Source organism: Streptomyces sp. NPDC088812 (genome assembly GCF_044750285.1).
Lineage (GTDB): Bacteria > Actinomycetota > Actinomycetes > Streptomycetales > Streptomycetaceae > Streptomyces.
In genome coordinates, this window is the sequence record NZ_JBIVJP010000002.1 from 324,885 (window position 1) to 349,663 (window position 24,779).

23 protein-coding genes are annotated in these 24,779 nt (G+C 70.8%); 10 read left to right on the plus strand and 13 right to left on the minus strand.

From position 1 onward, the window contains the following. The first annotated feature begins 10 nt into the window (after positions 1-10). On the plus strand, positions 11-1,207 hold the full coding sequence (locus ACIP67_RS05235) for a pyridoxal phosphate-dependent aminotransferase (RefSeq protein WP_401687600.1): 1,197 nt from the start codon (positions 11-13) through the stop codon (positions 1,205-1,207). 223 nt (positions 1,208-1,430) lie between these two features. Then, positions 1,431-2,114 (plus strand): DUF4232 domain-containing protein, encoded by a 684-nt coding sequence (locus ACIP67_RS05240; protein WP_401687603.1) that lies wholly within the window; start codon positions 1,431-1,433, stop codon positions 2,112-2,114. A gap of 152 nt (positions 2,115-2,266) precedes the next feature. Here ACIP67_RS05240 and ACIP67_RS05245 read toward each other — a convergent pair whose 3' ends face one another. Together ACIP67_RS05245 and clpB are read right to left on the minus strand one after the other, a co-directional pair. Beyond that, on the minus strand, positions 2,267-2,800 hold the full coding sequence (locus ACIP67_RS05245) for a YbjN domain-containing protein (RefSeq protein ID WP_401687606.1): 534 nt from the start codon (positions 2,798-2,800) through the stop codon (positions 2,267-2,269). Positions 2,801-3,005: 205 nt separating this feature from the next. Further along, the gene (clpB, locus tag ACIP67_RS05250) at positions 3,006-5,615 is read right to left on the minus strand and encodes an ATP-dependent chaperone ClpB (protein ID WP_401687609.1); all 2,610 of its coding nucleotides are present in this window, start codon (positions 5,613-5,615) and stop codon (positions 3,006-3,008) included. Between the two features lie 116 nt (positions 5,616-5,731). Between clpB and ACIP67_RS05255 the strand changes: the two genes are divergently transcribed. After that, complete coding sequence (locus ACIP67_RS05255; RefSeq protein WP_401687612.1) at positions 5,732-6,145, plus strand: pyridoxamine 5'-phosphate oxidase family protein; 414 nt, start codon at positions 5,732-5,734, stop codon at positions 6,143-6,145. A 326-nt stretch (positions 6,146-6,471) separates the two neighbouring features. Here ACIP67_RS05255 and ACIP67_RS05260 read toward each other — a convergent pair whose 3' ends face one another. After that, complete coding sequence (locus ACIP67_RS05260) at positions 6,472-6,810, minus strand: hypothetical protein (protein WP_401687615.1); 339 nt, start codon at positions 6,808-6,810, stop codon at positions 6,472-6,474. A gap of 5 nt (positions 6,811-6,815) precedes the next feature. After that, positions 6,816-6,977, minus strand: a complete 162-nt coding sequence (locus ACIP67_RS05265; protein ID WP_401687618.1) for a hypothetical protein — start codon at positions 6,975-6,977, stop codon at positions 6,816-6,818. Positions 6,978-7,105: 128 nt separating this feature from the next. On the opposite strand from ACIP67_RS05265, the gene ACIP67_RS05270 reads away from it, so the two are divergent. Both ACIP67_RS05270 and ACIP67_RS05275 read left to right on the plus strand, forming a co-directional pair. Beyond that, positions 7,106-8,119, plus strand: coding sequence for a helix-turn-helix transcriptional regulator (locus tag ACIP67_RS05270; protein WP_401687621.1), 1,014 nt, complete (start codon positions 7,106-7,108; stop codon positions 8,117-8,119). 503 nt (positions 8,120-8,622) lie between these two features. Then, entirely contained in the window at positions 8,623-9,606 is a 984-nt protein-coding gene (locus ACIP67_RS05275) for a LuxR C-terminal-related transcriptional regulator (RefSeq protein WP_401687624.1), read from the plus strand. Here ACIP67_RS05275 and ACIP67_RS05280 read toward each other — a convergent pair. Together ACIP67_RS05280 and ACIP67_RS05285 are read right to left on the minus strand one after the other, a co-directional pair. Continuing rightward, on the minus strand, positions 9,569-10,606 hold the full coding sequence (locus ACIP67_RS05280) for a LuxR C-terminal-related transcriptional regulator (RefSeq protein WP_401687627.1): 1,038 nt from the start codon (positions 10,604-10,606) through the stop codon (positions 9,569-9,571). The genes ACIP67_RS05275 and ACIP67_RS05280 overlap by 38 nt on opposite strands. A 317-nt stretch (positions 10,607-10,923) precedes the next feature. Next, positions 10,924-12,036, minus strand: a complete 1,113-nt coding sequence (locus tag ACIP67_RS05285; protein WP_401687630.1) for a sugar ABC transporter substrate-binding protein — start codon at positions 12,034-12,036, stop codon at positions 10,924-10,926. 317 nt (positions 12,037-12,353) lie between these two features. Between ACIP67_RS05285 and ACIP67_RS05290 the strand changes: the two genes are divergently transcribed. Then, positions 12,354-14,066, plus strand: a complete 1,713-nt coding sequence (locus ACIP67_RS05290) for a PA14 domain-containing protein (protein ID WP_401687633.1) — start codon at positions 12,354-12,356, stop codon at positions 14,064-14,066. A gap of 31 nt (positions 14,067-14,097) precedes the next feature. Here ACIP67_RS05290 and ACIP67_RS05295 read toward each other — a convergent pair whose 3' ends face one another. After that, positions 14,098-14,535 (minus strand): ATP-binding protein, encoded by a 438-nt coding sequence (locus ACIP67_RS05295; RefSeq protein ID WP_401687636.1) that lies wholly within the window; start codon positions 14,533-14,535, stop codon positions 14,098-14,100. Positions 14,536-14,697: 162 nt separating this feature from the next. Between ACIP67_RS05295 and ACIP67_RS05300 the strand changes: the two genes are divergently transcribed. The 4 genes from ACIP67_RS05300 to ACIP67_RS05315 all read left to right on the plus strand — a co-directional run bounded on the left by ACIP67_RS05300 (position 14,698) and on the right by ACIP67_RS05315 (position 18,324). Continuing rightward, a complete protein-coding gene (locus tag ACIP67_RS05300; RefSeq protein WP_401687639.1) occupies positions 14,698-15,579 on the plus strand; it encodes a helix-turn-helix domain-containing protein in 882 nt (293 codons plus the stop codon). Positions 15,580-15,589: 10 nt separating this feature from the next. Beyond that, a complete protein-coding gene (locus tag ACIP67_RS05305; RefSeq protein WP_401687642.1) occupies positions 15,590-15,793 on the plus strand; it encodes a DUF397 domain-containing protein in 204 nt (67 codons plus the stop codon). Between the two features lie 58 nt (positions 15,794-15,851). Beyond that, a complete protein-coding gene (locus ACIP67_RS05310; protein WP_401687645.1) occupies positions 15,852-16,496 on the plus strand; it encodes a hypothetical protein in 645 nt (214 codons plus the stop codon). A gap of 109 nt (positions 16,497-16,605) precedes the next feature. Next, positions 16,606-18,324, plus strand: coding sequence for a fibronectin type III domain-containing protein (locus ACIP67_RS05315; protein WP_401687648.1), 1,719 nt, complete (start codon positions 16,606-16,608; stop codon positions 18,322-18,324). 24 nt (positions 18,325-18,348) lie between these two features. Here ACIP67_RS05315 and ACIP67_RS05320 read toward each other — a convergent pair whose 3' ends face one another. From ACIP67_RS05320 to ACIP67_RS05345, 6 genes are all read right to left on the minus strand, one after another. Next, positions 18,349-18,891, minus strand: a complete 543-nt coding sequence (locus ACIP67_RS05320) for a Uma2 family endonuclease (RefSeq protein WP_401687651.1) — start codon at positions 18,889-18,891, stop codon at positions 18,349-18,351. 261 nt (positions 18,892-19,152) lie between these two features. Then, entirely contained in the window at positions 19,153-19,599 is a 447-nt protein-coding gene (locus ACIP67_RS05325) for a heat shock protein transcriptional repressor HspR (protein ID WP_401687653.1), read from the minus strand. A gap of 5 nt (positions 19,600-19,604) precedes the next feature. Then, complete coding sequence (gene dnaJ / locus ACIP67_RS05330) at positions 19,605-20,783, minus strand: molecular chaperone DnaJ (protein WP_401687656.1); 1,179 nt, start codon at positions 20,781-20,783, stop codon at positions 19,605-19,607. A gap of 33 nt (positions 20,784-20,816) precedes the next feature. Further along, positions 20,817-21,470, minus strand: a complete 654-nt coding sequence (grpE, locus tag ACIP67_RS05335; protein ID WP_401687659.1) for a nucleotide exchange factor GrpE — start codon at positions 21,468-21,470, stop codon at positions 20,817-20,819. Further along, the gene (dnaK, locus tag ACIP67_RS05340; protein ID WP_401687662.1) at positions 21,467-23,317 is read right to left on the minus strand and encodes a molecular chaperone DnaK; all 1,851 of its coding nucleotides are present in this window, start codon (positions 23,315-23,317) and stop codon (positions 21,467-21,469) included. Before dnaK ends, grpE begins: the two co-directional genes overlap by 4 nt. Positions 23,318-23,412: 95 nt before the next feature. Then, entirely contained in the window at positions 23,413-24,693 is a 1,281-nt protein-coding gene (locus tag ACIP67_RS05345; protein WP_401687665.1) for an MraY family glycosyltransferase, read from the minus strand. Between the last annotated feature and the right edge of the window lie 86 nt (positions 24,694-24,779).

The following is a 24,779-nucleotide window of genomic DNA, read 5'->3' on the forward strand; positions in this document are numbered from 1 at the left end:
TCGACGCAGGATGACCCTTATGACCTCCACCGCACGCCCCTTCCTCAACCGCCGCCTCGCCGCTTTCGGGACGACGATCTTCGCCGAGATGTCCGCCCTGGCGGTGCGGACCGGAGCCATCAACCTGGGGCAGGGCTTCCCCGACACGGACGGCCCGGAGGAGATCCGGGAGGCCGCCGTACGGGCGCTGCGGGACGGGCGCGGCAACCAGTACCCGCCGGGGCCGGGCGTCCCCGAGCTGCGGACCGCGGTCGCGGAGCACCAGCGCCGCCGCTACGGCCTGTCCTTCGACCCGGACACGGAGGTGCTGGTCACCGCGGGCGCCACGGAGGCCATCGCGGCGGCCCTGCTGGCGCTGCTGGAGCCGGGGGACGAGGTGGTCGCCCTGGAGCCGTACTACGACTCCTACGCGGCCTGCATCGCGATGGCGGGCGGGACGCGCGTGCCGGTGACGCTGCGGCCGGACCCCGAGGGGGCCCGGTTCCGGCTCGACCTGGACGAGCTGCGCGACGCGGTCACCGACCGCACCCGGCTGCTGCTGATCAACACCCCGCACAACCCGACCGGCACGGTCCTCAGCCGTGCGGAGCTGACCGCGATCGCGGACCTGGCGGTGGAGCGGGACCTGCTGGTCGTCACCGACGAGGTGTACGAGCACCTGGTCTTCGACGGGGCGGAGCACGTGCCGCTGGCGTCCCTGCCGGGGATGCGGGAGCGGACGGTCACCATCGGCAGCGCCGGCAAGACCTTCTCGTTCACCGGCTGGAAGGTCGGCTGGGTGACGGGCGCGCCCGCGCTGGTGACGGCGGTGCGGTCGGCCAAGCAGTTCCTGACGTACGTGGCGTCCGGCCCGTTCCAGTACGCGGTCGCCGAGGCGCTCGCCCTGCCCGACAGCTACTTCGATTCCTTCCGCGCGGACCTGCTGGCCAAGCGGGACCTGCTGTCGGCCGGGCTGGCGGACGCGGGCTTCGCGGTGTTCCGGCCGGCCGGCACGTACTTCGTCACGGCCGACATCCGGCCCCTCGGCGAGAGCGACGGCGTCGCGTTCTGCCGGGCGCTGCCGGAGCGGGCGGGCGTGGTGGCCGTCCCGAACGCCGTGTTCTACGACCACCGCGAGGCGGGCGCGCCGTTCGTACGGTTCGCCTTCTGCAAGCAGACGCATGTGCTGGAGGACGCGGTGCGGCGTCTGAAGGCGCTGGCGGGCTAGCCGCCGGCCGGGGCGCGTCTTTCCGGTCACCCCCGGGTCCGGGGTGGCCGGAATGACGCGCCCCGGCCACCGGGAGTGTCACAGCCGCGTGACAGCCGTCACTGCTGGACGACAGCGCCGAACCCACGCGCCTCCGCCCTCGTCATGCTGATCGGAAGAGAGAAACGAGCAGCTGACCGGGCTGCCGTACGGCAGCGCACGAGCTGCCCCGAAAGGACCTCCCATGAACAGCCGCCGTCTGCGCACCGCTCTCGTCGTCACCGCCGCCGTCTCGGCCGGTCTGCTGATGACCGCCTGCGAGGGCGACGCCACCGCGACGTCCCCCGCCGCCTCGGCGGAGTCCACCACGTCCGGGACCGCCGCGTCGGGGTCTGCCGCGTCGGGGTCCGCCACGCCGGGTGCCTCGGGCTCGGGGACGAGCGGCAGCGGCTCCTCCGCGACGTCCGGCGGCTCGTCCGGCTCCGGCACCGACGCCTCCGACGAGGCCGGGGACAAGACCGGCTACGGCCAGTCCTGCGGTACCAACGACCTGACCTGGAGCGCCAAGGAGATGAGCCAGGCGGGCGGCTACTTCCTGATCAGCGTGAAGGCCAAGGAGGGCATCACCTGTGTGCTGCCCGGCGGTCTGCCCGTGGTGGCCTTCGGCTCCGGCGGCATAGAGGCCGCCGCCGCCGAGCAGGTCGCCGGGGACGAGCTCACCCTCTCCGGTGACACGACGGCCTACGCCGGTCTCAGCCCCAAGAGCACCAGTGGGGACGAGGGCGTCGAATACACCACGATGATCGTCTCCGCCGCGTCCGACGACCCCAACCCGGAGTCCCTGGAGGTCGGCACCGTCCTCGTGGACCAGCCCCTCGTCACCAACTGGCACACCGCCGCGCAGGACGCCGTGCCCTTCACCTCCTGACGATTTTCCCCTCCTGACGACGGCGAGAGCCCGGCCCCGCCGCGACCGTGGTGGTCGCGGCCCGGGCCGGGCTCTGTCGTGCGGACGGGGCGTGTCCGGTCGTACGCGCCGGTACGCCGTCGCCGCCGGGCCTCACGCCGTGTCGCGAGGCGTCACGCGTCGTCGCCCTCCTCGGGCGGGTCCGCGTCGTTGACCTCCTTCTCCAGGCCCAGCTGCTCCGCGAGCCACTTGTCGAACTCGATGGCGGCGCGGACCCAGCTCACCGTCGAGGAGACGAACAGCTCGATGTTCACCCCGGCGCCGATCAGCATCTGCGCCTCGCCGATGAGGCGGACGGTGCCGTCGTCGTGGGTGTGGGTGTAGACCTTGGGCCACAGGGTGCGACGGTTCCAGTCGTCGACGGACTCCAGCAACTGCGGCTTGTCGTCGATCTTGTGGGGGCGGTCGTAGAACGTACGCACCGAGTAGACCGCCTGGTCGCCCTCGCCGCGGAACATGAAGTACGTACGGAATTCCTCCCACGGCGCCGCGAGGTCACCCTCGTCGTCGACGACGTACTTCAGCTCCATCTGGTCGAGGAGCTGCTTCACGAGGTCCTGATCCGGAACGACGGGGCCCGCCGGTCCCTGGGGCTGCGGCTCGGGCTGGCCCCCGAAGTTCGGAATCGAGGACGGGTCGATGCTCACCGTGATTTTCCCTTCGTACGGATTCCGCCATCCTCCCCCAGAGGGGGCGGGGGATGGCAACCCCGGCCCGGTGTGTATGCCACGGGCTGACGGGATCCGGCCGCCCGGCCCTCCCCGGGCGGCGGAGCGCACGGGTCCGCCCCGGATTCCCGGGGCTCCGCACCGCCGCGGCGGTGCGGAGCCCGTGCCGTGCGCCCGGCCGCCGTCAGAGCGTCTTGGCCGCCGGCTCCGCCGTGGCGGGGCCCACGAGGAGTCCGTCGCCGAAGGCGTCCACTCGGACCGTGTCGCCGTCCTTGACCTCGCCCGCCAGGATCTCCTTGGCGAGGCGGTCGCCGATGGCGGTCTGGACGAGGCGGCGCAGGGGGCGGGCGCCGTAGGCCGGGTCGTTGCCCTCGTCGGCGAGCCAGGCCAGGGCCGCGTCGGTGACCTCCAGGGTGAGGCGCCGCTCGGCCAGCCGCCGGGCCAGGCGGTCGATCTGGAGGCGGGCGATCCGGCCCAGCTCGTCCTTGCTCAGGGCGGAGAAGACGACCAGGTCGTCGAGCCGGTTGAGGAACTCCGGCTTGAAGGAGGCCCGGACGACCTCCAGGACCTGCTCCTTCTTCTCCTCCTCCGTCGACACCGGGTCGACCAGGAACTGGCTGCCCAGGTTGGACGTCAGCACCAGGATGGTGTTGCGGAAGTCGACCGTGCGCCCCTGCCCGTCCGTGAGACGGCCGTCGTCGAGCACCTGGAGCAGGACGTCGAAGACCTCGGGGTGCGCCTTCTCCACCTCGTCCAGCAGGACCACGCTGTACGGGCGGCGGCGTACGGCCTCGGTGAGCTGGCCGCCCTCCTCGTAGCCGACGTACCCGGGGGGCGCGCCGACGAGCCGGGCGACGCTGTGCTTCTCGCCGTACTCGGACATGTCGATGCGGACCATCGCCCGCTCGTCGTCGAAGAGGAAGTCGGCGAGCGCCTTGGCGAGCTCGGTCTTGCCGACGCCGGTCGGGCCGAGGAAGAGGAAGGAGCCGGTGGGGCGGTCGGGGTCGGCGATGCCGGCCCGGGACCGGCGTACGGCGTCGCTCACGGCGCGGACGGCCTCGCCCTGGCCGATGAGCCGCCGGCCCAGCTCCTCCTCCATGCGCAGCAGTTTCTGCGTCTCGCCCTCCAGGAGCCGGCCGGCCGGGATGCCGGTCCAGGAGGCGACGACGTCGGCGATGTCGTCGGAGCCGACCTCCTCCTTGACCATGGTGTCCTTCGCGGCCTCCTCCTCGGCCTCGGACGCGGCCTCCAGGTCGCGCTCGACGGCCGGGATCTCGCCGTACAGCAGCTTGCTGGCGGAGTCGAAGTCGCCGTCGCGCTGGGCGCGTTCGGCCTGGCCGCGGAGTTCGTCGAGCTTCTCCTTCAGCTCGCCGACCCGGTTGAGGGACTGCTTCTCCTTCTCCCAGCGGGCGGTGAGGCCGCGCAGCTCCTCCTCCTTGTCGGCGAGGTCGCGGCGCAGCTTCTCCAGCCGCTCGCGGGAGGCGGGGTCGGTCTCCCTGCCGAGGGCCAGCTCCTCCATCTTCAGCCGGTCGACGGCGCGCTGGAGTTCGTCGATCTCGACGGGGGACGAGTCGATCTCCATGCGCAGCCGGGAGGCGGCCTCGTCGACGAGGTCGATGGCCTTGTCGGGCAGGAAGCGGGAGGTGATGTACCGGTCGGAGAGCGTCGCGGCGGCGACCAGCGCGCTGTCCGCGATCTGCACCTTGTGGTGGGCCTCGTACCGCCCCTTGAGCCCGCGCAGGATCGCGATGGTGTCCTCGACGGTCGGCTCGGCGACCAGCACCTGCTGGAAGCGCCGCTCCAGGGCGGGGTCCTTCTCGATCCGCTCCCGGTACTCGTCCAGCGTGGTCGCGCCGACCATGCGCAGCTCACCGCGGGCCAGCATGGGCTTGAGCATGTTGCCCGCGTCCATGGCGGAGTCCCCGCCGGCGCCCGCGCCCACGACGGTGTGCAGTTCGTCGATGAAGGTGATGATCTGCCCGTCGGAGTCCTTGATCTCGGCGAGGACGGTCTTCAGCCGTTCCTCGAACTCACCGCGGTACTTCGCGCCGGCGACCATCGCGCCCAGGTCCAGCGCGACGAGCCGCTTGTCCTTGAGGGACTCGGGCACGTCCCCCTTGACGATCCGCTGGGCGAGCCCCTCCACGACGGCGGTCTTGCCGACGCCGGGCTCGCCGATGAGGACGGGGTTGTTCTTGGTGCGCCGGGACAGCACCTGCACGACACGGCGGATCTCGGTGTCCCGTCCGATGACGGGGTCGAGCTTGCCCTCCCGCGCGGCGGCGGTGAAGTCCGTGCCGAACTTCTCCAGCGCCTTGTACTGCCCCTCCGGGTCGGCGCTGGTCACCCGGCGTCCGCCGCGGGCCTTGCGGAAGGCGTCGAGGAGCTTCTTCGGGGTGGCGCCCTGCCGGGCGAGCACATCACCGGCCTGCCCGCCCTTGGCGGCGATCCCGATGAGCAGGTGCTCGGTCGACAGGTACTCGTCGCCCAGCTCCCGGGCCCGCGCCTGCGCGTCCGCGATCACGGCGAGCAGCTCGCGGTTGGGCTGCGGGGGCGCGACGGTGGACCCGGTCACGCTGGGCAGCGCGCCGATCACCTTCTCGGCGCCGGCCCGCACGGCCGCCTGGTCGGCGTCGACGGCGGCGAGCAGATCGACGATGTTCTCGTTGTCCTGCCCCTGGAGCAGCGCGAGGAGCAGGTGGCCTGGGGTGAGGTCGGGGTGTCCCTCGGACACGGCCCGGTTGCCGGCCGTCTGGATGGCGTCCCGGCTCCGGTTGGTCAGCTCGGCGTCCACGTTCGCTGTCTCCTCCTTGCGTCAGCCGTCACACTGACTCGCACAACGTACACAAACTTGAGTCTATTCCACTCAAGGCAGTGGTGGGGAGTCACGCGGCGACTAAGTTCCGCACCATGGCCGCATACCCGCAGAACCCGGGCGCCCCCGACGCCGCGTACCTCGCCTTCTGGCGTGAACGCCACCTGTGCACCCTGACCACACCACGCCCGGACGGTTCCCCGCACGTGGTTCCGGTCGGTGTCACATACGATCCCGGGGCCCGTATCGCTCGCGTCATCACCGACGGAGCCAGCGCCAAGGCGGCCAACGTCCGGGCCGCCGGCCCCGCGGGGGCCCGCGTCGCGGTCTGCCAGGTGGACGGCCGCCGCTGGGCCACCCTGGAGGGCCGGGCCTTCGTCCACGCGGACCCGGAGCGCGTCGCCGAGGCCGAGCGCCGCTACGCGGAGCGCTACGGGCACGCCCCGCGCCCCAATCCCACCCGCGTGGTGATCGAGATCGAACTGAGCGGGGCCATGGGCCGGGGCTGAGGCCGGCGGACCGCGGAGCGGACGGCGCGGACGGGGCGGACGGGGCGGACGGAGAGAGCGGGGGCGGAGCGGACGGAAAGGCGGGCCGACCGCCCGGTCGGCACCGGTCGGCACCGGTCGGCACCGGTCGGCACCGGTCGGCACCGGTCGGCACTGGTCGGCACCGAGGGTGACCAGTTCCACACCCACCGCTTTTCGGCCACCGCTCGAGGATTCCGCACCCGACATGTCACCGCAAACTGCAGCGGCGTCACCGTGTTCAGGTCACGGTGACGCCGCTGCGGGGGGAAGCACCTGAGGCGATCTGTTACGACGGGGGAATCGCGTCAGGCACTGCGGGGGGTGGCTGAGATGGTCCTGGGGGCGGCGGGGCTCACCGGCTCCGCCAGCTGGTGGTCACGCTGATCCAGGTTCACGAAGATCATTCCGTACCGGATGGCACACCGGACGGGCTGCGGCGCACCCCGGGGCCGCCGCAGACACCGGAAGGCCCGTACGTCGTCGTCGTCGTCCCGCGTCACGACCACCGGCTCCCCGAACACGGTCACCATCAACGAGTCGCCGCTGTGGGGGATGGCGGTGACCAGGTCGATGAAGTGCCAGCCGGAGCGGTAGGCGGTGGCCATCTCGCGGCGGAACGAACGATCGTCGGGTGGTGTGGTCATCGTGATCAGTCCCACCTGCTGTCAAGGGGGACGACCTGCGTGTCCTCGCTGGAGACCGCGGCGATCACGGTCTGAGCACCACCCGTCTTGTGCGCGTCGCTCTTCGCTTCGGAGAGGCCGACCAGCGTTCCGACGGCCACAACGGCGGAGAAGGCGGCGACAAGCACCGAGCGAAGCATTCTCTTACGCATAGTCGGCTTCGTCCTCACTTGAAGGTCCCCTCTTCCCCCGTCGAGTAAGACGATGGCTCATTCAGGCACGTCATGGCCACACGATCGGTGCATCATGTTCCTGCATGTTCAGGACCCTGGGGGGTGGAGATTTGGCAACAAATGGGACTAAGGCGGCACATCCCCATGCGGTGACCGAGCTGTGTGAGGAGGGAAGCCGTCTCTACGCGAACGCCCTGCGCACCGGCCGCATCCTCCGTGCCGACGTCGAGCCCGCTCCCTGCCTGATGGAGTTCGCCCTCCTCCACCCCGACCCCGACGACGCCAACTGGCTGCGGCCGGTTCCCCCGTCCATCGCCCTGGCCCAGCGGCTGCACCCCCTCGAACGCGAGATCACCGAGAGCCGGCGGCTGTCGATCGCGCTCACCGACGTCTTCGAACCCTTCATGGCCCTCAGCGCCCAGGAGACCGCCCCCACCCACTCGATCACCGTGCTGGAGGGCCTCGACCGGATCAACGCCGCGCTCGACCTCGCCACCTCGCAGTGCCGCACCGAGATGCTCACCGTGCAGCCCAGCGGCCGCCGCAGCCCCGAGAACCGGCTTTTGGAGGCCCTGGAGCGCGACAGGCCGCTGATCGAGCGCGGCGTGCGCATCCGCACCCTGTACCAGCACACGGCCCGCTACAGCCCCGACCGGCTGGCGTACGTCGACCAGTTCACCGACGGCAAGGTCGAGTACCGCACCATCGACGAACTCGTCGAGCGTCTGATCATCTGCGACGAGGCCGTCGCCTTCATCCCCATCCGCGACGACCGGCAGGTCGCCCTCGAACTGCGGCACCCGGGCCTCGTCAGCTACCTCACCAAGGTCTTCGAGTTCATGTGGGGCCGCGCGGTGCCCCTCAGGGCCGGCACACCGTACGAGACCGACCCGGACGGCATCACCGACATCCAGCACTCCATCGCCAAGCTCCTCGTCGAGGGACACGTCGACGAAGCCATCGCCCGCAGGCTCGGGATGAACGTCCGCACCTGCCGCGCCCACATCGCCAAGCTCGCCACCGCCCTGGGCAGCGGCAGCCGCGCCCAGCTCGGCTACCTCATCGCCCAGTCGGGAATCCTCGACCGGGAGCACTGACCCACCCGCCGGGACGCCCGGACCGGCACGCCCGCCCCCTCTCCCTCCGGGCAGCACGCCCCACCCGTCCAGGCATCCCACCCCACCCCTCCGGCCGTCCCACCCCACCCCTCCGGCCGTCCCGCACGACCCCTCCGGCCGTTCCGCCCTCACCCCTCCAGCCGTCCCGCACGGCCCTCCGGGCATCCCGCACCAGCCGCCCGGGCAGCATCGCCCTACCCGTCGCACGGGACCCGCCGGCCCTGGCGGTCCCACCAGCCCCACCGGCCCCACAGCCCCACGGCCCAGGTCTCACGGCCTCACGGCCCCACGGCCCCACGGCCCCACGGCCTCACGGCCTCACCAGCCCATCGGTCCCCCCACCAGCCCACGGTGCTCCCCACCAACCCCACCGGCCCGTCCGGCCCCAACGGCCCCATCGCCCCCCGGGCCGGCCGCGCCACCCCCGACACCACCCCGCACGCTGAACCGGGAGCACCGCACACCCGAGGAGAGAGTCACTCGTGACTGCGGCAGCGCACGACCACGGTCCGGACGGGCCCTGCGAGGCGGCCCTGGAGCTCTACGCGCGCGCCCTGCGGTCGGGCGGCGTCCCGGCGCACGAGGCGGAGCAGTACCCCTGCCTGGTCGACGCCGGGCTCCTGCGGCCCGACCGCGGCGACCCGCACCGGCTGCACCCGCTGGCCCCGGCCGTCGCCCTGCCCCGCCTGCTGCGCGCCGTCGCCGAGGACATAGCCCGCCGGCGCCGGCAGGAGACGCGGCTCGCCGAGGCGTTCGCACCGCTCCTCGCGCTCGCCGTGCCCGGTGCCGACCCGGCGGACTCCGCCGAACTCGTCCTGATCAGCGGGCTCGGCCGGATCAACCAGGTCATCACGCGCACCATGACGCGGGCCACCGGCGAGGTGCTGGCCATCCAGCCGCACGCGAGCCACGTGGGCCCGCCGCCCGAGGTGCACGCCGAGGCCCTCGACCGCGACCAGGCCTTCCTCGACCGCGGCGGCCGCATCCGCACGCTCTACCAGCACACCACCCGTCACATCCCGACGGTCCAGGCGCGCTACGAACGGCTGCGGGGCGACGTGGAGGCCCGCACCCTCGACGAGATCACCGAGCGCCTCCTCATCGTCGACCGCACCGTTGCCTTCCTCCCCGCCAGCAGGGACCGCACCCTCGCCCTGGAGGTCCGCCACCCCGCCCTGATCGACTACTTCGCCACCGTCTTCGACCGCCTCTGGCGGCTCGCGACACCGATGTACCCCGAGGCCGTCCGGCAGCCCAGTCTCAACGGCGTCACCGCCCGCCAGCGCGCGATCGCCGCCCTCCTCGTCGAGGGCCACACCGACACCGTCATCGCCGACCGCCTCGGCATGAACGTCCGCACCGCCCGCGTCCACATCGCCAAACTGGCCGCCACCCTCGGCAGTGAGAGCCGTGCCCAGCTCGGCTACCTCATCGGACGGTCGGGGATCCTCGACCGGGAACGATGACCGGCGCGGACACCTCGGGCAGGTGCCCGTCCAGGCCCACCTGCGCGATCCGCACGCCCAGCTGGGTACGGCTCGCCGCGCCCAGCGTCTCCGACAGACGGGCGATGTGCGCCCGGCAGGTGCGGACGCTGATGCCCAGCCGCTCCGCGATCACCGCGTCCTGGTGCCCCTCCGCCAGCAGCGCGGCGATGGACTGCTCCCGGTGCGAGATGCCCTCGATCCGGGTGTCGGGCAGCGGCGCGGTCAGCGGGATCGCCAGCCGCCAGAGGCGTTCGAAGACGGTGACCAGGTAGGCGATCAGGGCCGGGTGGCGCAGCTCCAGCGCCATCGTGCGGTCGGCGTTGGCGGGGATGAAGGCGACCGTCCGGTCGAAGAGCATCAGCCGGTCGACGACCTCGTCCAGGGTCCGCGCCTCGACCGTGTCGCCCATCAGCTCCAAGTAGTTGAGCAGGCCCTGGCCGTGCCGGGCCACATGGTTGTACAGGTCCCGCATCCGCACGCCCCGCCCGCGCAGCGCCAGCGCCCGGTGCAGGCCCTCGGACAGCTCGTGCTCGCGCCGGATGCCGCCGGGCTGGACCGTCAGCACCTCGGTCGTACACGCGTCCGTCGCCTGGTCCAGGGCCGCCTGGATGCGGGAGGCGCCGTCCAGGACGCGGATCGCCGCGCCCTCCCCGGCCGCCGGGGCCGGCGCCGGTCCGCCCAGGCCCGCGTACCACTCGAAGGCGGCCACTGCCGAGCCCATCCGCCGCTGGCTCGCGCTGACCTCGTCGTACAGTCCGCGCAGCAGCCGGGTCATGACCTCCTGCGGGGAGGTCGGCACCAGCCAGTCCATGTCGTCGGGGTCCGGGTGGAGCAGGGCGAGCTCCAGCAGACAGGGCACCGGCTCGGCGTCCCGGCGCAGCACACGGCCCCGCCGTACGGCCCGGGAATACACGCGATCCCCGGCCTCGCACAGTCGGTCAGCACCGTGAGGATGCTCCTCCGTCCCGTGCCCGGCCATCGCCCATCCCACCCCCGCTGTCCGCCGCTTCCGCAGCGCAACTATGCGCGGACCGGACCGGCTCCGCAACACGGCTCGACCCGCCCGAGCCGCCGAAATCCTTCGGTACGTACGGGTATCTACCGGCCTCCGCCGTTCGCACTGCAACAAGTTGGGGGTGTCAGAAGTTTCGGGCCCGCCCGTTCCGCCCGGGTTTCGGGGCGGGGAGCGGCGGGACGCGGGCGGGGAGCGGCGGGACGCGGGAGCCGCCGGCGCACCGGGGCACACGAAAGGGGGGCACGCGATGCGCGTACCCCCCTTCCGCCGCGCCGTCGGCGTCAGTTGAGCTTGATGGCCGCGCAGGCGGCCTCGTACTTGGCGGTGCAGATGTCGGACACCTCGTAGATGCCGTCCGCGACGACCGTGCTCTCGATGTTGGACTTCGTCAGCGCGACCACGGTGACCAGCTGGGCCGGGATGTCCTTGTCGGTGGCACTGTCGACCGTGTCACGGGTGAGGGAGTCGAACTGGATCTCCCGGCCCCGCACCTTGGCGACGGCCATCTCCGCGGCGGCCTCCGCCATCTCCGGGTAGGGCTTGTACACGCTCATGTACTGCTGGCCGCTGACGATCCGCTGCACGGCGGACAGTTCCGCGTCCTGGCCGGTGATCGGCGGCAGGTCGGCGTCGCTGTAGCCCGCGGCCTGGAGGGCGTCGATGATGCCGCCGGCCATGGCGTCGTTCGCGGAGTAGACGGCCGCGATGTCGCCCTTGCCGATCTTCTCGATCGCCTCGGCCATCTGGGACTGGGCGATCTCCGGGCTCCAGTCCTTGGTGTCGTAGGACTCGGCGATCGTCACCTGGTCCTGGAGCTCGCTCAGCGCGCCGGCCTTGAACTGCGCGGCGTTCGGGTCGGTCGGCGAGCCGTTCATCATGACGATCTCGTCGGAGGTGTCGGCCGTGCCGAGCGCCTCCAGGAGGCTGCGGCCCTGCACCTCGCCGACCAGCTCGTTGTCGAAGGAGACGTACGCGTCGATCGGCCCCTCGGCCAGGCGGTCGTAGGCGATGACCGGGATGCCCGCGTCCTTGGCCTTCTGCACGCTGTCCGCGATGGACTCCGCGTCGACGGCGTCCAGCAGGATGAGGTCGACCTTCTCGTCGATCATCCGCTGCATCTGCGTCACCTGGGTGTCCGCGTCGGCGGCCGCGTTGGCATACTCGACCTTGCCCTTGTCGCCGGTGAGGGAGGCGACCTTCTCCTTGAGGATGGGGTAGTCGAACTGCTCGTACCGGGTGTTCGTCTTCTCCGGCATCAGCATGCCGATGGTCATGTCGTTGCCCTTGGCCGGTGTCGCGTCGGCGGCGTCCTCGGTGGCGCTCAGCATCCCGCATCCGGCGAGTGAGAGGGACAGCGTGGATGCGGCCACGGCCATGGCGATACGACGGCGCATTAGGGGGCTCACTTCAGGTGCGTATGTTCCGGACATGGGTTCGGCATGCTGACCCAGGTACTTCAAAAGCCAACGCGTCGGCGACCACCGACGTCAAGCGGTACTACTTAACGAAGTAGCAACATCACCCTCCGCTTAGCGCGTGAAGACGCATGGAGATGAGGCGAACTCCCCTCCAAACACCCTTTACGGGCCCTTCACTCGACGGCACCTCAGGAGACACCGAGGAACCGCACAACCACGACGGCACCTCGCGAGTCGATCACAGGACGGCCGCCCCCGCCGTCTCCCGCCGAGCAGAGGAGCAAACGGACCGCATGGGCCGTTCGAACAACAAGAAGCGCACAGTCTTAGTCGGACTGGCGACCACCGTCACGCTCGCCCTGACGGGCGGCCTGGTCACCGTGGCCGCCACCCCCGCCGCCGCCGCGACGACCTGCGCCTCCCCCGTCTACAAGCGGCAGATCTTCGCGAACACCACCTTCTCCGGCACCCCGAAGAAGACCGCCTGCGACGCCGCGATCAACGAGAACTGGGGCACCAAGGCCCCGGCCTCCGGCGTCCCGTCCAACAACTTCGGCGTCCGCTGGACGGTCACCCGCGACTTCGGCTCCGGCGGCCCGTTCACCTTCACCGCCGCCGCCCAGGACGGCATCCGGGTGTACGTCGACGGCGCCCGCAAGATCAGCCTGTGGAAGAACGTCTCGTCGACGGTCTCCAAGACGCTCAACTTCTCCATGCCCTACGGCAAGCACACCCTCCGCATCGACTACGTCAACTGGACGGGCAAGGCGAACGTGAAGTTCACGTACGGGCCCCGCACGTCGGCGTCGGTGGACAAGACGAAGCCGCTGCCGCCGACGGGGTTCGCCGTCGCATACGACAAGGCCACCGGCAAGGCGAAGCTCACCTGGGCGAGCAACAAAGAGATGGATCTCGTGGGCTACCGGGTCTACCGCCGACTCGAGACCGTGGACGACTGGACCGCCTTGCTCGCGACGAAGTCGGCTTCCTACACGGACACCCCGCCGGCTGCGGGCCAGACCTACGTCTACCAGGTCCGCGCCTACGACAAGGCGAACAACTACTCGCGTGCGACCGCCGAGAAATCGATCGTCACCGTCGACAGGACGGCGCCGGGGGCTCCCTCGTTGTACGGCACCGTGAACGAGGACGGTGCCCACCTCAGCTGGTCCATGGTGATTGACGAGGCAGCCTCGTACAGGGTGTACCGGGCGGCAGACCCGAACGGCGTGTTCACCCTGGTGGGCACTACTCAGTGGAGCTGGTTCACGGACACGTCGATCCCTGACCAGTCGTCCTTCTTCTACCGTGTGACGGCGGTGGACGCGGCGGGCAACGAGTCCGCGCCCTCCGAGGTCGTCGAGGGAGGCCGCGACGGCGTCCCGCCGCCCCCCGTCACGGGGCTGACCCCGACTCCCACCGAGTACGGCTTCGAGCTGAGCTGGGACGCCAGCCCGGCATCCGACGCGTCGTACTACCGGCTCTACCGGGGAACGGTCCTGATCAGCGGCGAGCAGAGGACCTGTTCGTACTACGAGGTGGGAGACTGGACGACGGCAACGTCGATGACGTACCTCACCGCCGCGGACGGCGAGGAGGCGTGCTTCTTCGTGAACGTGGTCGACAAGCATGGCAACTCTGCCTTCACATCGGTGAGCGGCACCGGCTTCCGGGTGTCGACCGAGCTCGACACCCGGCCGAGCCTGACGACGCCCGAGGGATCGCCGCTGTACCTGCGGATGCAGCAGCGGTACGACGGAAGCGTCCGGATGGAGTGGACCGGCCTCGAGGTGTCCTCTCCCGAGGCGGCCGGTGGCTACCGCGTCTACCGTTGGAACCCGGAAACGTCTGCGTACGAGAAGCTCGCCGAAGTCGACCAGAACACCTTCGAGTACGACGATCTCGACCCTGCTCCCGGAACCACCCACTACTACTGGGTGACCGCTGTCGCCTCCGACGGCACCGAGTCCCTTCCGGCCGGAGGAGCGGCAGCCACCGGCCCGTAACGCACCGGATCACGGGGCCCGCACGCCGCGCTCACGCCGGTGTCGCTGGCCCCAGTTCGAACCACACCCCCTTCGCGTACCGCCCCGCCCGCTCCTCGGCGACCCCCCACACATCCGCCATCTCCTCGACGAGCGCGAGCCCCCTGCCCCAGCAGGCGACGGCCCCGGTGGTCGGGTACCCGACCACCGGCGGGTCCGGGCTCTCGTCGAAGACGCTGACGCGCAGCCGCACCGGGGTGAGGCGGAGACGGAGCATGGCCGTGCCCTTGGTGTGCAGGTGCACGTTGGTGATGAGTTCCGAGGTGCACAGGGCGGCAGGGGTGACGAGGGGCTCGCGGTCATGGGTGACGAGGACAGCGCGGACGAAGTCCCGGCAGACGCGGGGCGAGGTCACGTCCGCTGGCGCGAACAGGCTGTACTCCCAGAGGAGTCGCGCGGGCCGGTGGGCGGCGCTGCGGGCTGGGTTCATGAGGGTGGCTCCTTGCGGCACAGGGGGAGCGATTCCGGTGCGTGACCGGTTCCACACTTACGGTAGAGATAGAGGTTTACAATTTTCAAGCTACTCACCTAGATCGGTGGACGAACTCACCCGACAGGGAGAGACTTTGGGCGACCGGACTAGGAGTGACCCGTGGGACTGCGCACCACCATCACCGAACGCCAACGACGACTCGGATTCGAACTCAAACAACTGCGCGAAAAGGCAGGTTTGAGTGCCGGTGAGGCCGCCGAACGGATCGGTATGGGCCGGGCCCAGCTGAGCCAGATCGAAACGGCGAAGACCACCATCCTGACGGAGCGGCTCCGCCAACTCTGCCGTCTCTACGCATGCAAAGATGAGACCTATATCGACGCCCTTGTCGCCATGTCCGAGGCCACCGGCAAGGGGTGGTGGACCGCTTACAAGAAGCCGATGGAACAGGGCCCGCTGAACATGGCGGAGCTGGAAGAAAACGCCGTCGCGCTACGGGTGCACCAGCCGTTGCTCATCCCGGGCCTGTTCCAGACCGCGGACTACGCGCGAGCGCTCTTCGTCACCCCGGGCCTGGGCTTCGAACGGATCGATGAGGCACTGGAGTTCCGTATGGAGCGGCAGCGCGTACTCACCCGCGACAACCCGCCCGCCGTACACGCCGTGATCCATGAATCCGCTCTGCACATGCGGTTCGGCGGCACCGAGGTGCTGCGTGGTCAACTGCTGCGCCTCATCGAACTGTCCCGGCTGCCCAACGTCACCGTGCAGATCTATCCGTTCACCTCGCGGGCTCACCCGGCTCTCTCCAGCAGCTTCGTCCACGTCGTCCCCGCCGTCGCCGAACTGGGCACAGTGGTACTCGAACACTTCGGCAGCATCCAGTACTTGGGCGACCACCCCAGCCAGACCCAGTACGGGACGCTGTTCGAGAGTCTCGCCGAGTACGCCCTCGCTCCCGTCGACGTATCGTTGGCCCCGGAAGCACACTCCGTGAAGGACTCGCTGGCCCTCATCCAGCACCTGCTCTACACCCTTTGAGGAGGCCCGGATGCCTGAACACCTCACGTGGCAGAAGTCGTCGTTCAGCGGCGGCCCGCAAGGAGAGTGCCTCTACGTCGCCCCCACCGCTGACGGCGGGATCCGCCTCCGCGAGAGCGACGCCCCGGACACCGTCCTGTCCACCACCCCGGCCCCCCTCGCCGCCCTCCTCCAGCACCTCAGGCACCCGCCGTACAACCTTGCACCCTCCTGAACAACGACCGGAGGGACGCGCCGGGGTGCCCGTGTACGGTCAAGTCGATCATCACGCGTTGAACGGGGACACCATGGGCATCAGGCGGGCACTCACGGTCGGCATCACACTGGTCGCGTTGACGGCGGTGACGGGATGCGAGGACGACGACACCGCCGCCGCCGACACCACAGGGACGACCACCGCGCCGAGCTGGGCCCGTACGACGGCACCCGCCACCGGCGGCGTGTCGCTCGGCGGCACCACCGAACAGGGCTTCGACGGCGCGCTCCCCGAGGCGACGGACACCACCGCCCTCGCGAGGTACGTCGACCTGTACACCTCCTGCAAGGAGGTCGAGACGGGCGACGCCTACGATGCCGCCCACGACGGCTCGGACACCGCCTGGGGCAAGGAGGAGGAGGCGGATCCCGCCTGGGGCATCACGGGCCGCGCCGTGTGCAAGGACTTCACGTATCCCATAGCCCTGCTGACCGTGTCGGACATGAAGAAGTTCGAGACCCAGGCCAAGGCCAGTGGTGACGAGTTCGCCGTCGGCGAGAACATCGTGGTCGTCCCGGTCGGTGACGACCAGGTCGAGGCCCTGTCGCACTCCGAACTCGCCTTCTTCACCTGCGACGCGGACTTCGCCCCGCCGAGCGACTACCGGACGGAGTCGGCCCTCGTCGACGGCTGCGTACTGAGCGACTACTGGGAGGCCTGACGCCGGCCCCGGTCCCCCCGGCATCCGCCGTACAACCTTGCACCCTCCTGAACCGTCCGTTCCGGCGACGGCTGATCACCGCCGTCGCCGGTACGGACCGAAGGACCGCATGAACCGAGCCAGACGCACGACCGCCGCCGCAGCGACCACCGTCGTGCTCGCCACCGCGGGCGGCCTGTGCGCCGTCACCGCCGCGCCCGCCGCCGCGGCGACCACCTGTACCTCCCCCGTCTACAAGCGGCAGATCTTCGCGAACACCACCTTCTCCGGAACGCCCAAGCAGACCGGATGCGACGCGGCGATCAGCGAGAACTGGGGCGCCAAGGCCCCGGCCTCCGGGGTGTCCTCGAACAACTTCGGCGTCCGCTGGACAGTCACCCGCGACTTCGGCTCGGGCGGCCCCTTCGCCTTCACCGCCGCCGTCCAGGACGGACTGCGCGTCTACGTCGACGGCGTCCGCAAGGTGGACATCTGGAAGAACGGGTCGACGACGGTGAAGAAGACCGTCAACCTGACCCTGCCCGCCGGAAAGCACACCCTCCGCGTCGACTACGTGAACTGGACGGGCAACGCCAACGTCGCCTTCACCTACGCGCCCCGCACCACCGCCACCGTCGACAAGGTGAAGCCGTTGACCCCGACGGGCCTCGCCGCTACCTACGACACCGCGACCGGCCGGGCGAAGCTCACCTGGGCGGCGAACAAGGAGATGGACCTCGCGGGGTACCGGATCTACCGTCGGCCCGCCGAGAGCACGACCTGGACGAGGCTGACCGCCACCGCCTCCACCACGTACACCGACACCACCCTCCCGGTGACCGGCACGGCCTACGCCTATGAGCTGCGCGCCTACGACAAGGCGGGCAACGAGTCGGCGGGCACGGCGGACAAGACCGTCACGACCGTGGACCGGACCGCCCCGGGCGTGCCCGCCGGACTGTCCGTCAGCAGCGAGTCCGGGGGCCTGCGGCTCCTGTGGAGCCAGGTCACGGGAGCGGCGTCGTACGGCGTGTACCGGGCGGCGAGCGCCGACGGCACGTACACCCGGATCGGCACCGGCGCGGACCAGGTCTCGTACCTGGACACCACCGCCGCCGAGGACGGCACCTACTTCTACCGCGTGACCGCCCTGGACGCGGCCGGCAACGAGTCAGCGCGGTCCACCGCCGTGAGCGGCAAGCGCCGGGACCTCACGCCCCCGTCGGCCGTCACCGGGGTGACGGTCACCCCGACCGAGTACGGCTTCCTGGTGGGCTGGGACGCCAACCCGACCGCCGATTTGGCGAGTTACACGGTTCGCCGTGGCGAGCTCCTGGGCGACGAGGGCGACGAGCGGGTGTGCTCCCTCTCCGCGGGCTACTCCGTACCGGCCGGCACCACCTCGTACGCGTACACCGTCCTTCCCGACGGTGAGCAGTCCTGCTTCGTCGTGGACGCCGTCGACGACGCCGGGAACTCCGCGTTCCGATGGACCGGCGAGGCACAGATCGTGACCGCAACCGAGCTGGACATGACACCGAGCGTCCCGACGCCCGACGGCTCGCCCCTGTCCCTCACCGTGTCGGCCGCCGAGGGCGACGAGGGCAACCTGCTGACCTGGCAGGGGCTCGCCGACTCGGCACCGGAGCAGGCGGGCGGCTACCTCGTCCACCGCTGGAACCCGGAGACCTCCGCGTACGAGACGATCGCCGCACTCCCGAGCGGCACCACCGAGTTCGCCGACACCAGCGTGCAGCGCGGAACCACCACCTACTACTGGGTCACCGCGGTGGCGGAGGACGGCACCGAGTCCCTGCCGGCCGGCGACTGGACCGTGACCGCGCCGTAGCGCACCTCACGCGTCCGATCCACCTCAGCCCCGCTTCGGGCCAGTGATCGCCTCACCGATCACGAAACCCTTGGCGGGGCCTTCGGGCACGGTGACCTCGGTGCCGTAAGGGACACGGTGGACGTCCTCCCAGTCGGCCGTGTCGGGGCGGGGCCCGGTGAGGAGGGTGACGGCGCCCTGGCCGTCGTAGTCGTCGATGAGGACGTAGACGGGGATGCCGGCACGCGCGTACTCACGGCGCTTCTTCACCCGGTCCCGTTCGAGGCTGCGCTTGCCGGGGGAGGTGACTTCGAAGACAGCCCTCACTCCGGCGGCGACCAGGCCGAGGCCGTCATCGGTCACGTAACGCTCCGGGTCTCTCGCGACGACGAACAGATCCGGAACCCACGCCGAGCCTTCGTGGATGACGTTCGTGCCGCTGCGGACGGCGAGATCCCCGCGTCGCAAGTGATCTCTCAGGGCTTCCCTCAGCAGGAAAATGATCTGGCTGTGTGAGTACCGGCCGGTCGGCGACACCTCAAGGGCTCCCTCGATGATCTCAGCGCGGTAGCCCTCAGGGAGCTCCATGGCCTTCCACGCCTGCCACAGGACCTCGTCCAGATCGGGGACGTTCTCCGACAGGGCGGCATCACCTCCTCAAGTGTGGGCCGGGGGTGCACGCGGCACAAGCAACGCGATCACCGTAGGGACGGCCGTGCCTCCGACCGGCCCACATGCCACCTGTTCACCCGTTCGAGCGAGAGGGAAACGATCCGCCCGGCCCCGAGCAGCACGAAGGGGCCCGGAGGTTCGTCCTCCGGGCCCCTTCACACGGGTCGACGCGCGCCGTCAGTCCTTGGCCTTCTTCGGCCGCCACACCACCAGCGCGCTGGTCTGCTGCACCTCCTGGTACGGCACCAGGTCGCGCCGGTAGGAGGCGTGGACCGCCGCCTCCCGCTGCTGCATGGCCGCCGCTGCGCCGTCCAGCGCGGACTGGAGCTCGGCCACCCGGGCCTGGAGGGCGGCGACCTGGTTCTCCAGTTCGATGATCCGCTTGATGCCGGCCAGGTTGATGCCCTCGTCCTGCGACAACTGCTGCACGGTGCGCAGCAGTTCGATGTCGCGGGCCGAGTAGCGGCGGCCCCGCCCGGCCGTACGGTCCGGGGAGACCAGGCCGAGGCGGTCGTACTGGCGCAGGGTCTGCGGGTGGAGGCCGGAGAGCTGGGCCGCCACCGAGATGACGTAGACCGGGGTCTCCTCGGTCAGTTCATACGGGTTACGTCGACGGCCGTCCATCACCCTCAAGCTCCCTTCGCGGCCTCGAACAGCTCCGCCCGCGGGTCCTCACCCGCGGTGGCCTCGCGATACGCCTCCAGTGCGTCACGAGCCTTCCCCGACAGGTCCTTCGGAACACTCACCTCGACGGTGACCAGCAGGTCGCCGCGGGTTCCGTCCTTGCGGACCGCGCCCTTGCCCCGGGCGCGCATGGTGCGCCCGTTGGGTGTGCCGGGCGGCAGCTTCAGCGTCAGGGCCGGGCCGCCGAGCGTGGGCACCCTGACCTCGCCGCCCAGGGCCGCCTCCGTGAAGGTGACGGGCACGGTGACGGTGAGGTGGTCGTCCTTGCGGCCGAAGACCGAGTGCGGGTCGACGTGGACGACGACGTACAGGTCGCCGGCCGGGCCGCCGCGCTCACCGGGGGCGCCCTTGCCGCGCAGCCGGATCCGCTGCCCGTCGGTGACGCCCGCGGGGATGCGGACCTGCATGGTGCGGGAGGACTTGGCCCGCCCGCTGCCGCTGCACTCCGCGCAGGGGTGCTCGGCGATCAGGCCGCGCCCCTTGCAGTCGGGGCAGGGGTCGGTGAGGGAGAAGCCCCCGCCCGAGCCGCGCGCCACCTGCCCGGTGCCGACGCAAGTCGGACACACCCGGGGGGTGCCGTTCTTGTCGCCGGTGCCGGAACATGCCTTGCACGGTGACTGGGAGGTCATGCGCAGCGGGACCGTCGCGCCCTCGATCGCCTCGGTGAAGCTGAGGGTGACCTCGGTGTCGATGTCCTGGCCGCGCCGGGGCTGGGTGCGGGTGCCCGTGGCACCACCGCGGTTGAACAGGCCCCCGAAGACGTCACCGATCCCGCCGCCGAAGCCGCCGGCTCCCCCGGCGCCGCCCTGGGCGCCCCCGAAGAGGTCACCCAGGTCGAAGTTGAAGGAACCGCCGCCCGCACCCGGGCCGGGGCGGAAGCCGCCGCTGCCGAAGAGGGCGCGCGCCTCGTCGTACTCCTTGCGCTTCTTGGGATCGCCGAGGACGTCGTTCGCCTCGGAGATCTCCTTGAAGCGCTCCTCGGCCTTGACGTTCCCCTTGTTGGCGTCCGGGTGGTACTCGCGGGCGAGCTTCCGGTACGCCTTCTTGATCTCGGCCTCGGTGGCGTCCTTGGGGACGCCGAGGACCTTGTAGTAGTCCTTCTCGATGAAGTCCTTGGTGCTCATCCTCGACGTCCCTCCTCTCGCGTCGGTTCGCGCTCAGCCCTCGTCCGGGCCACCGCTCTCCTTGTCGTCGGCCGCCGTCTCGCTCTCCTCGGCCGGCTTGACCGTCTGGGCCCCCGGCTGGGGTTCGGCCACGGCCACCCGGGCGGGACGGATGGTGCGCTCGCCGAACCGGTACCCGGGCTGAAGGATCGCCACGCACGTCGTCTCGGTGACGTCCGGCGCGTAGCTGTGCATCAGAGCCTCGTGGATCGTCGGGTCGAAGGGCTCGCCCTCCTTGCCGAACTGCTGGAGGCCCATCTTCGCCGCGACGGTCTCCAGGGACTCGCCGACGGACTTGAAGCCGCCGACCAGTTCGCCGTGTTCCCGCGCGCGGCCGATGTCGTCGAGCACGGGCAGGAGCTCGGTCAGGAGGTTCGCGACGGCGATCTCCTTGACCGCGATCCGGTCGCGCTCGACCCGGCGGCGGTAGTTCTGGTACTCGGCCTGGAGCCGCTGGAGGTCCGCGGTGCGCTCGCCGAGCGCGGTGCGCACCTGGTCCAGCTGGGCCACCAGCCCGGCCGTCTGGTTCGCGTCCCCGGCCGGGGCCGCCCCCTCGTCGGAGGGAGCGGCCTTCGGCTCGGCGTCGTCGGAGGTGGCGCCGGAGGGGACGTCGGGCTTCTCCTCGAAGCCCGGGGTCTCCTCCGTCACGCGGCACCGTCCTTGCGCTCGTCGTCCACGATCTCGGCGTCCACGACGTCGTCGTCGGCGGCCTTGGCACCGCCGGCGGTGGCGCCCTCCGGGCCGCCCGCGGCCTGGCCGGCCTGGGCGTCGGCGTACATGGCCTGGCCGAGCTTCTGCGAGACGGCCGCGACCTTCTCGGTGGCGGTGCGGATCTCGGCGGTGTCCTCGCCCTTGAGCTTGTCCTTCAGCTCGGAGAGGGCCTCCTCGACCTCGGCCTTGATCTCGCCGGGGACCTTGTCCTCGTTGTCCTTGAGGAACTTCTCGGTCTGGTAGACGAGCTGCTCGCCCTGGTTGCGGGCCTCGGCGGCCTCGCGGCGGCGGTGGTCCTCCTCCGCGTACTGCTCGGCCTCCTGGCGCATGCGGTCGACCTCGTCCTTCGGCAGCGAGGAGCCGCCGGTGACGGTCATCTTCTGCTCCTTGCCCGTGCCCAGGTCCTTCGCGGTCACGTGCATGATGCCGTTGGCGTCGATGTCGAAGGAGACCTCGATCTGCGGGACGCCGCGCGGCGCCGGCGGCAGACCGGTCAGCTCGAACATGCCGAGCTTCTTGTTGTACGCCGCGATCTCGCGCTCGCCCTGGTAGACCTGGATCTGCACGGACGGCTGGTTGTCCTCGGCCGTGGTGAAGATCTCGGACCGCTTGGTCGGGATCGTGGTGTTGCGCTCGATGAGCTTGGTCATGATGCCGCCCTTGGTCTCGATACCGAGGGACAGCGGGGTCACGTCGAGGAGCAGGACGTCCTTGACCTCACCCTTGAGGACACCGGCCTGGAGCGAGGCGCCGATGGCGACGACCTCGTCCGGGTTCACGCCCTTGTTGGCCTCCTTGCCGCCGGTCAGCTCCTTGACGAGCTCGGCGACGGCGGGCATACGGGTGGAGCCACCGACGAGGACGACGTGGTCGATCTCGTTGATGGAGACGCCGGCGTCCTTCATGACGTTGAAGAACGGGGTCTTGCAGCGCTCGAGGAGGTCCGCGGTCAGCTGCTGGAACTGGGCGCGGGTGAGCTTCTCGTCCAGGTGCAGCGGGCCCTCGGCGGACGCCGTGATGTACGGCAGGTTGATCGAGGTCTCGGTGGACGAGGACAGCTCGATCTTCGCCTTCTCGGCGGCCTCGCGCAGACGCTGGAGCGCCATCTTGTCCTTGGACAGGTCCACGCCGTGGCCGGACTGGAACTGCTTGACCAGGTAGTCGACGACGCGCTGGTCCCAGTCGTCACCACCGAGGTGGTTGTCACCGTTGGTGGCCTTCACCTCGACGACGCCGTCGCCGATCTCCAGGAGGGACACGTCGAAGGTGCCGCCACCGAGGTCGAAGACGAGGATCGTCTGGTCGTCCTTGTCGAGGCCGTAGGCGAGCGCGGCCGCGGTGGGCTCGTTGACGATGCGCAGGACGTTGAGACCCGCGATCTCACCGGCTTCCTTCGTCGCCTGGCGCTCGGAGTCGTTGAAGTACGCCGGGACGGTGATGACCGCGTCGGCCACCTTCTCGCCCAGGTACGCCTCGGCGTCGCGCTTCAGCTTCTGCAGGATGAAGGCGCTCATCTGCTGCGGGTTGAAGCTCTTGCCGTCGAGCTCGATCTTCCAGTCCGTGCCCATGTGACGCTTCACGGAACGGATGGTCCGGTCCACGTTGGTGACCGCCTGGCGCTTGGCGACCTCGCCGACCAGCACCTCGCCGTTCTTGGCGAAGGCGACGACGGACGGCGTGGTCCTGGCACCCTCGGCGTTGGTGATGACGGTGGGCTCGCCGCCCTCCAGAACGCTGACGACGGAGTTAGTCGTGCCCAGGTCGATGCCGACCGCACGTGCCATGGTGATCTTCCTCCAGCTGACTTGAGTGGAACGGACTCAAGTGTGCACGACACCCGCCGCCCGGTCAACAGACCTGAGTCACACCGACTCAACTCTTATCCGTTCCTTACGCGCAATACCTCGCCGACCTGCGGCGACACCGTACGGCGAGATGCTCGCGCGGGTGACTCGGCCGACCGCCGAGGGGGCTGCACCGCGGAGACGGAGGGCTGCCGGGCACGGGCGCGGGCCCGCACGGCACCTTCCTCCTGACGCCGCCCCGCGCCCTCCCCGGACCGCCGCGCGCCCACTTCCCCGGACCGCCCCGCGCCCGCTTCCCCGGACCGCCGCACCACACCGCCTTCACCGGCGCGCCGCACCACGCCCCCGCCTTCACCGGCGCGCCGCACCACGCCGCCCTCCCCCGGCCGGGCGTACACCGGCACCCGCCACAGTCCGAGGACGACGACCAGGACGCCGCCCGCCACCCACAGCACGGCCTGCGCGTCCGCCCAGCCGGCGTGCACCAGGGTCCCGACGAGCACCCCCGCGAAGGCCGCGACGCCGAGCAGGACCGTCACCCCCTGCGGGGTGAGGCCGAGCCGCCGCAGCCGGTGGGCCAGGTGGTCGGGCCCGCGCCGCAGCAGCGGGCGCCCGGCCGTGCGCCGGGCCAGCAGGACGAGGACGACGTCGGCGGCGGCGACCGCGGTGAGCGCGAACAGCACGCCCGCGCCGGCCACGGCGTCCTGGCCCGCGCGCGCGGAGACGGCCGCCGCGGCGAGCAGGAAGCCGGTGAAGAGCGCGCCGCAGCCGCCGAGCGCCACGCGCGCGGGAGGCCAGTTGTGCATCAGGAACCCGGTCAGAGCGGCGGCGAGCACGCTCAGCAGCACGGCGAGGCCGTCCATCATCTCGGCCGCCGCGCACGCCCCCACGCCGAAGGCGGTGACGACCCCCACGGTCCCGGCGACCCCGTCGGCGTGGTCCAGGGCCCGGAAGGCGAGCGCGACGCAGGCGATCCAGCCGACGGCCGCCACTCCGGCGACGACGCCGGTGTCGCCGTAGGGCACCACGAAGGCCGCCGCGACCGCCGTACCGGCCACCACGAACCGGGCCTTCAGCCGCCACAGGTCCACGACCAGCCCGAGCACCGCGACCCCGCCGCCCGCGACGAGCAGCGCCCCCATGCCCTCGCCGAGCGGGGCCACCCCCGTCCGGTCACCGGCGGTCGCGACGAGGCACGTCGTCAGTACGACGGCCACGCCGCCCGACAGCGCCACACGCCGCCGCCGCTGCCGCCGGTCGACCAGTCCGACGCGCAGGGCGGGCCCGCGCAGCAGCGCGGCGAGGAAGGCGGTGAGGAGCAGGGCGGCGGTGGCGGCGGCGATCCCGTAGAGCACGGATATAAATTAGTCATGAAAGTACCAATTTGGCATGAATAACACGGTCTGATTCTGAGGTGACCCTCAGCGACCCAGATCACCCG

What these genes read in the sequence shown, in the direction of transcription:
- dnaK (WP_401687662.1), bottom strand. Translation starts at nt 23,317, where the DNA reads ATGGCACGTGCGGTCGGCATCGACCTGGGCACGACTAACTCCGTCGTC.
- ACIP67_RS05320 (WP_401687651.1), bottom strand. Translation starts at nt 18,891, where the DNA reads ATGGAGCTCCCTGAGGGCTACCGCGCTGAGATCATCGAGGGAGCCCTT.
- ACIP67_RS05270 (WP_401687621.1), top strand. Translation starts at nt 7,106, where the DNA reads ATGTTCAGGACCCTGGGGGGTGGAGATTTGGCAACAAATGGGACTAAG.
- ACIP67_RS05295 (WP_401687636.1), bottom strand. Translation starts at nt 14,535, where the DNA reads ATGAACCCAGCCCGCAGCGCCGCCCACCGGCCCGCGCGACTCCTCTGG.
- ACIP67_RS05290 (WP_401687633.1), top strand. Translation starts at nt 12,354, where the DNA reads ATGGGCCGTTCGAACAACAAGAAGCGCACAGTCTTAGTCGGACTGGCG.
- ACIP67_RS05255 (WP_401687612.1), top strand. Translation starts at nt 5,732, where the DNA reads ATGGCCGCATACCCGCAGAACCCGGGCGCCCCCGACGCCGCGTACCTC.
- ACIP67_RS05285 (WP_401687630.1), bottom strand. Translation starts at nt 12,036, where the DNA reads ATGCGCCGTCGTATCGCCATGGCCGTGGCCGCATCCACGCTGTCCCTC.
- ACIP67_RS05280 (WP_401687627.1), bottom strand. Translation starts at nt 10,606, where the DNA reads ATGGCCGGGCACGGGACGGAGGAGCATCCTCACGGTGCTGACCGACTG.
- ACIP67_RS05315 (WP_401687648.1), top strand. Translation starts at nt 16,606, where the DNA reads ATGAACCGAGCCAGACGCACGACCGCCGCCGCAGCGACCACCGTCGTG.
- ACIP67_RS05260 (WP_401687615.1), bottom strand. Translation starts at nt 6,810, where the DNA reads ATGACCACACCACCCGACGATCGTTCGTTCCGCCGCGAGATGGCCACC.
- ACIP67_RS05325 (WP_401687653.1), bottom strand. Translation starts at nt 19,599, where the DNA reads ATGGACGGCCGTCGACGTAACCCGTATGAACTGACCGAGGAGACCCCG.
- ACIP67_RS05235 (WP_401687600.1), top strand. Translation starts at nt 11, where the DNA reads ATGACCCTTATGACCTCCACCGCACGCCCCTTCCTCAACCGCCGCCTC.
- ACIP67_RS05240 (WP_401687603.1), top strand. Translation starts at nt 1,431, where the DNA reads ATGAACAGCCGCCGTCTGCGCACCGCTCTCGTCGTCACCGCCGCCGTC.
- ACIP67_RS05305 (WP_401687642.1), top strand. Translation starts at nt 15,590, where the DNA reads ATGCCTGAACACCTCACGTGGCAGAAGTCGTCGTTCAGCGGCGGCCCG.
- dnaJ (WP_401687656.1), bottom strand. Translation starts at nt 20,783, where the DNA reads ATGAGCACCAAGGACTTCATCGAGAAGGACTACTACAAGGTCCTCGGC.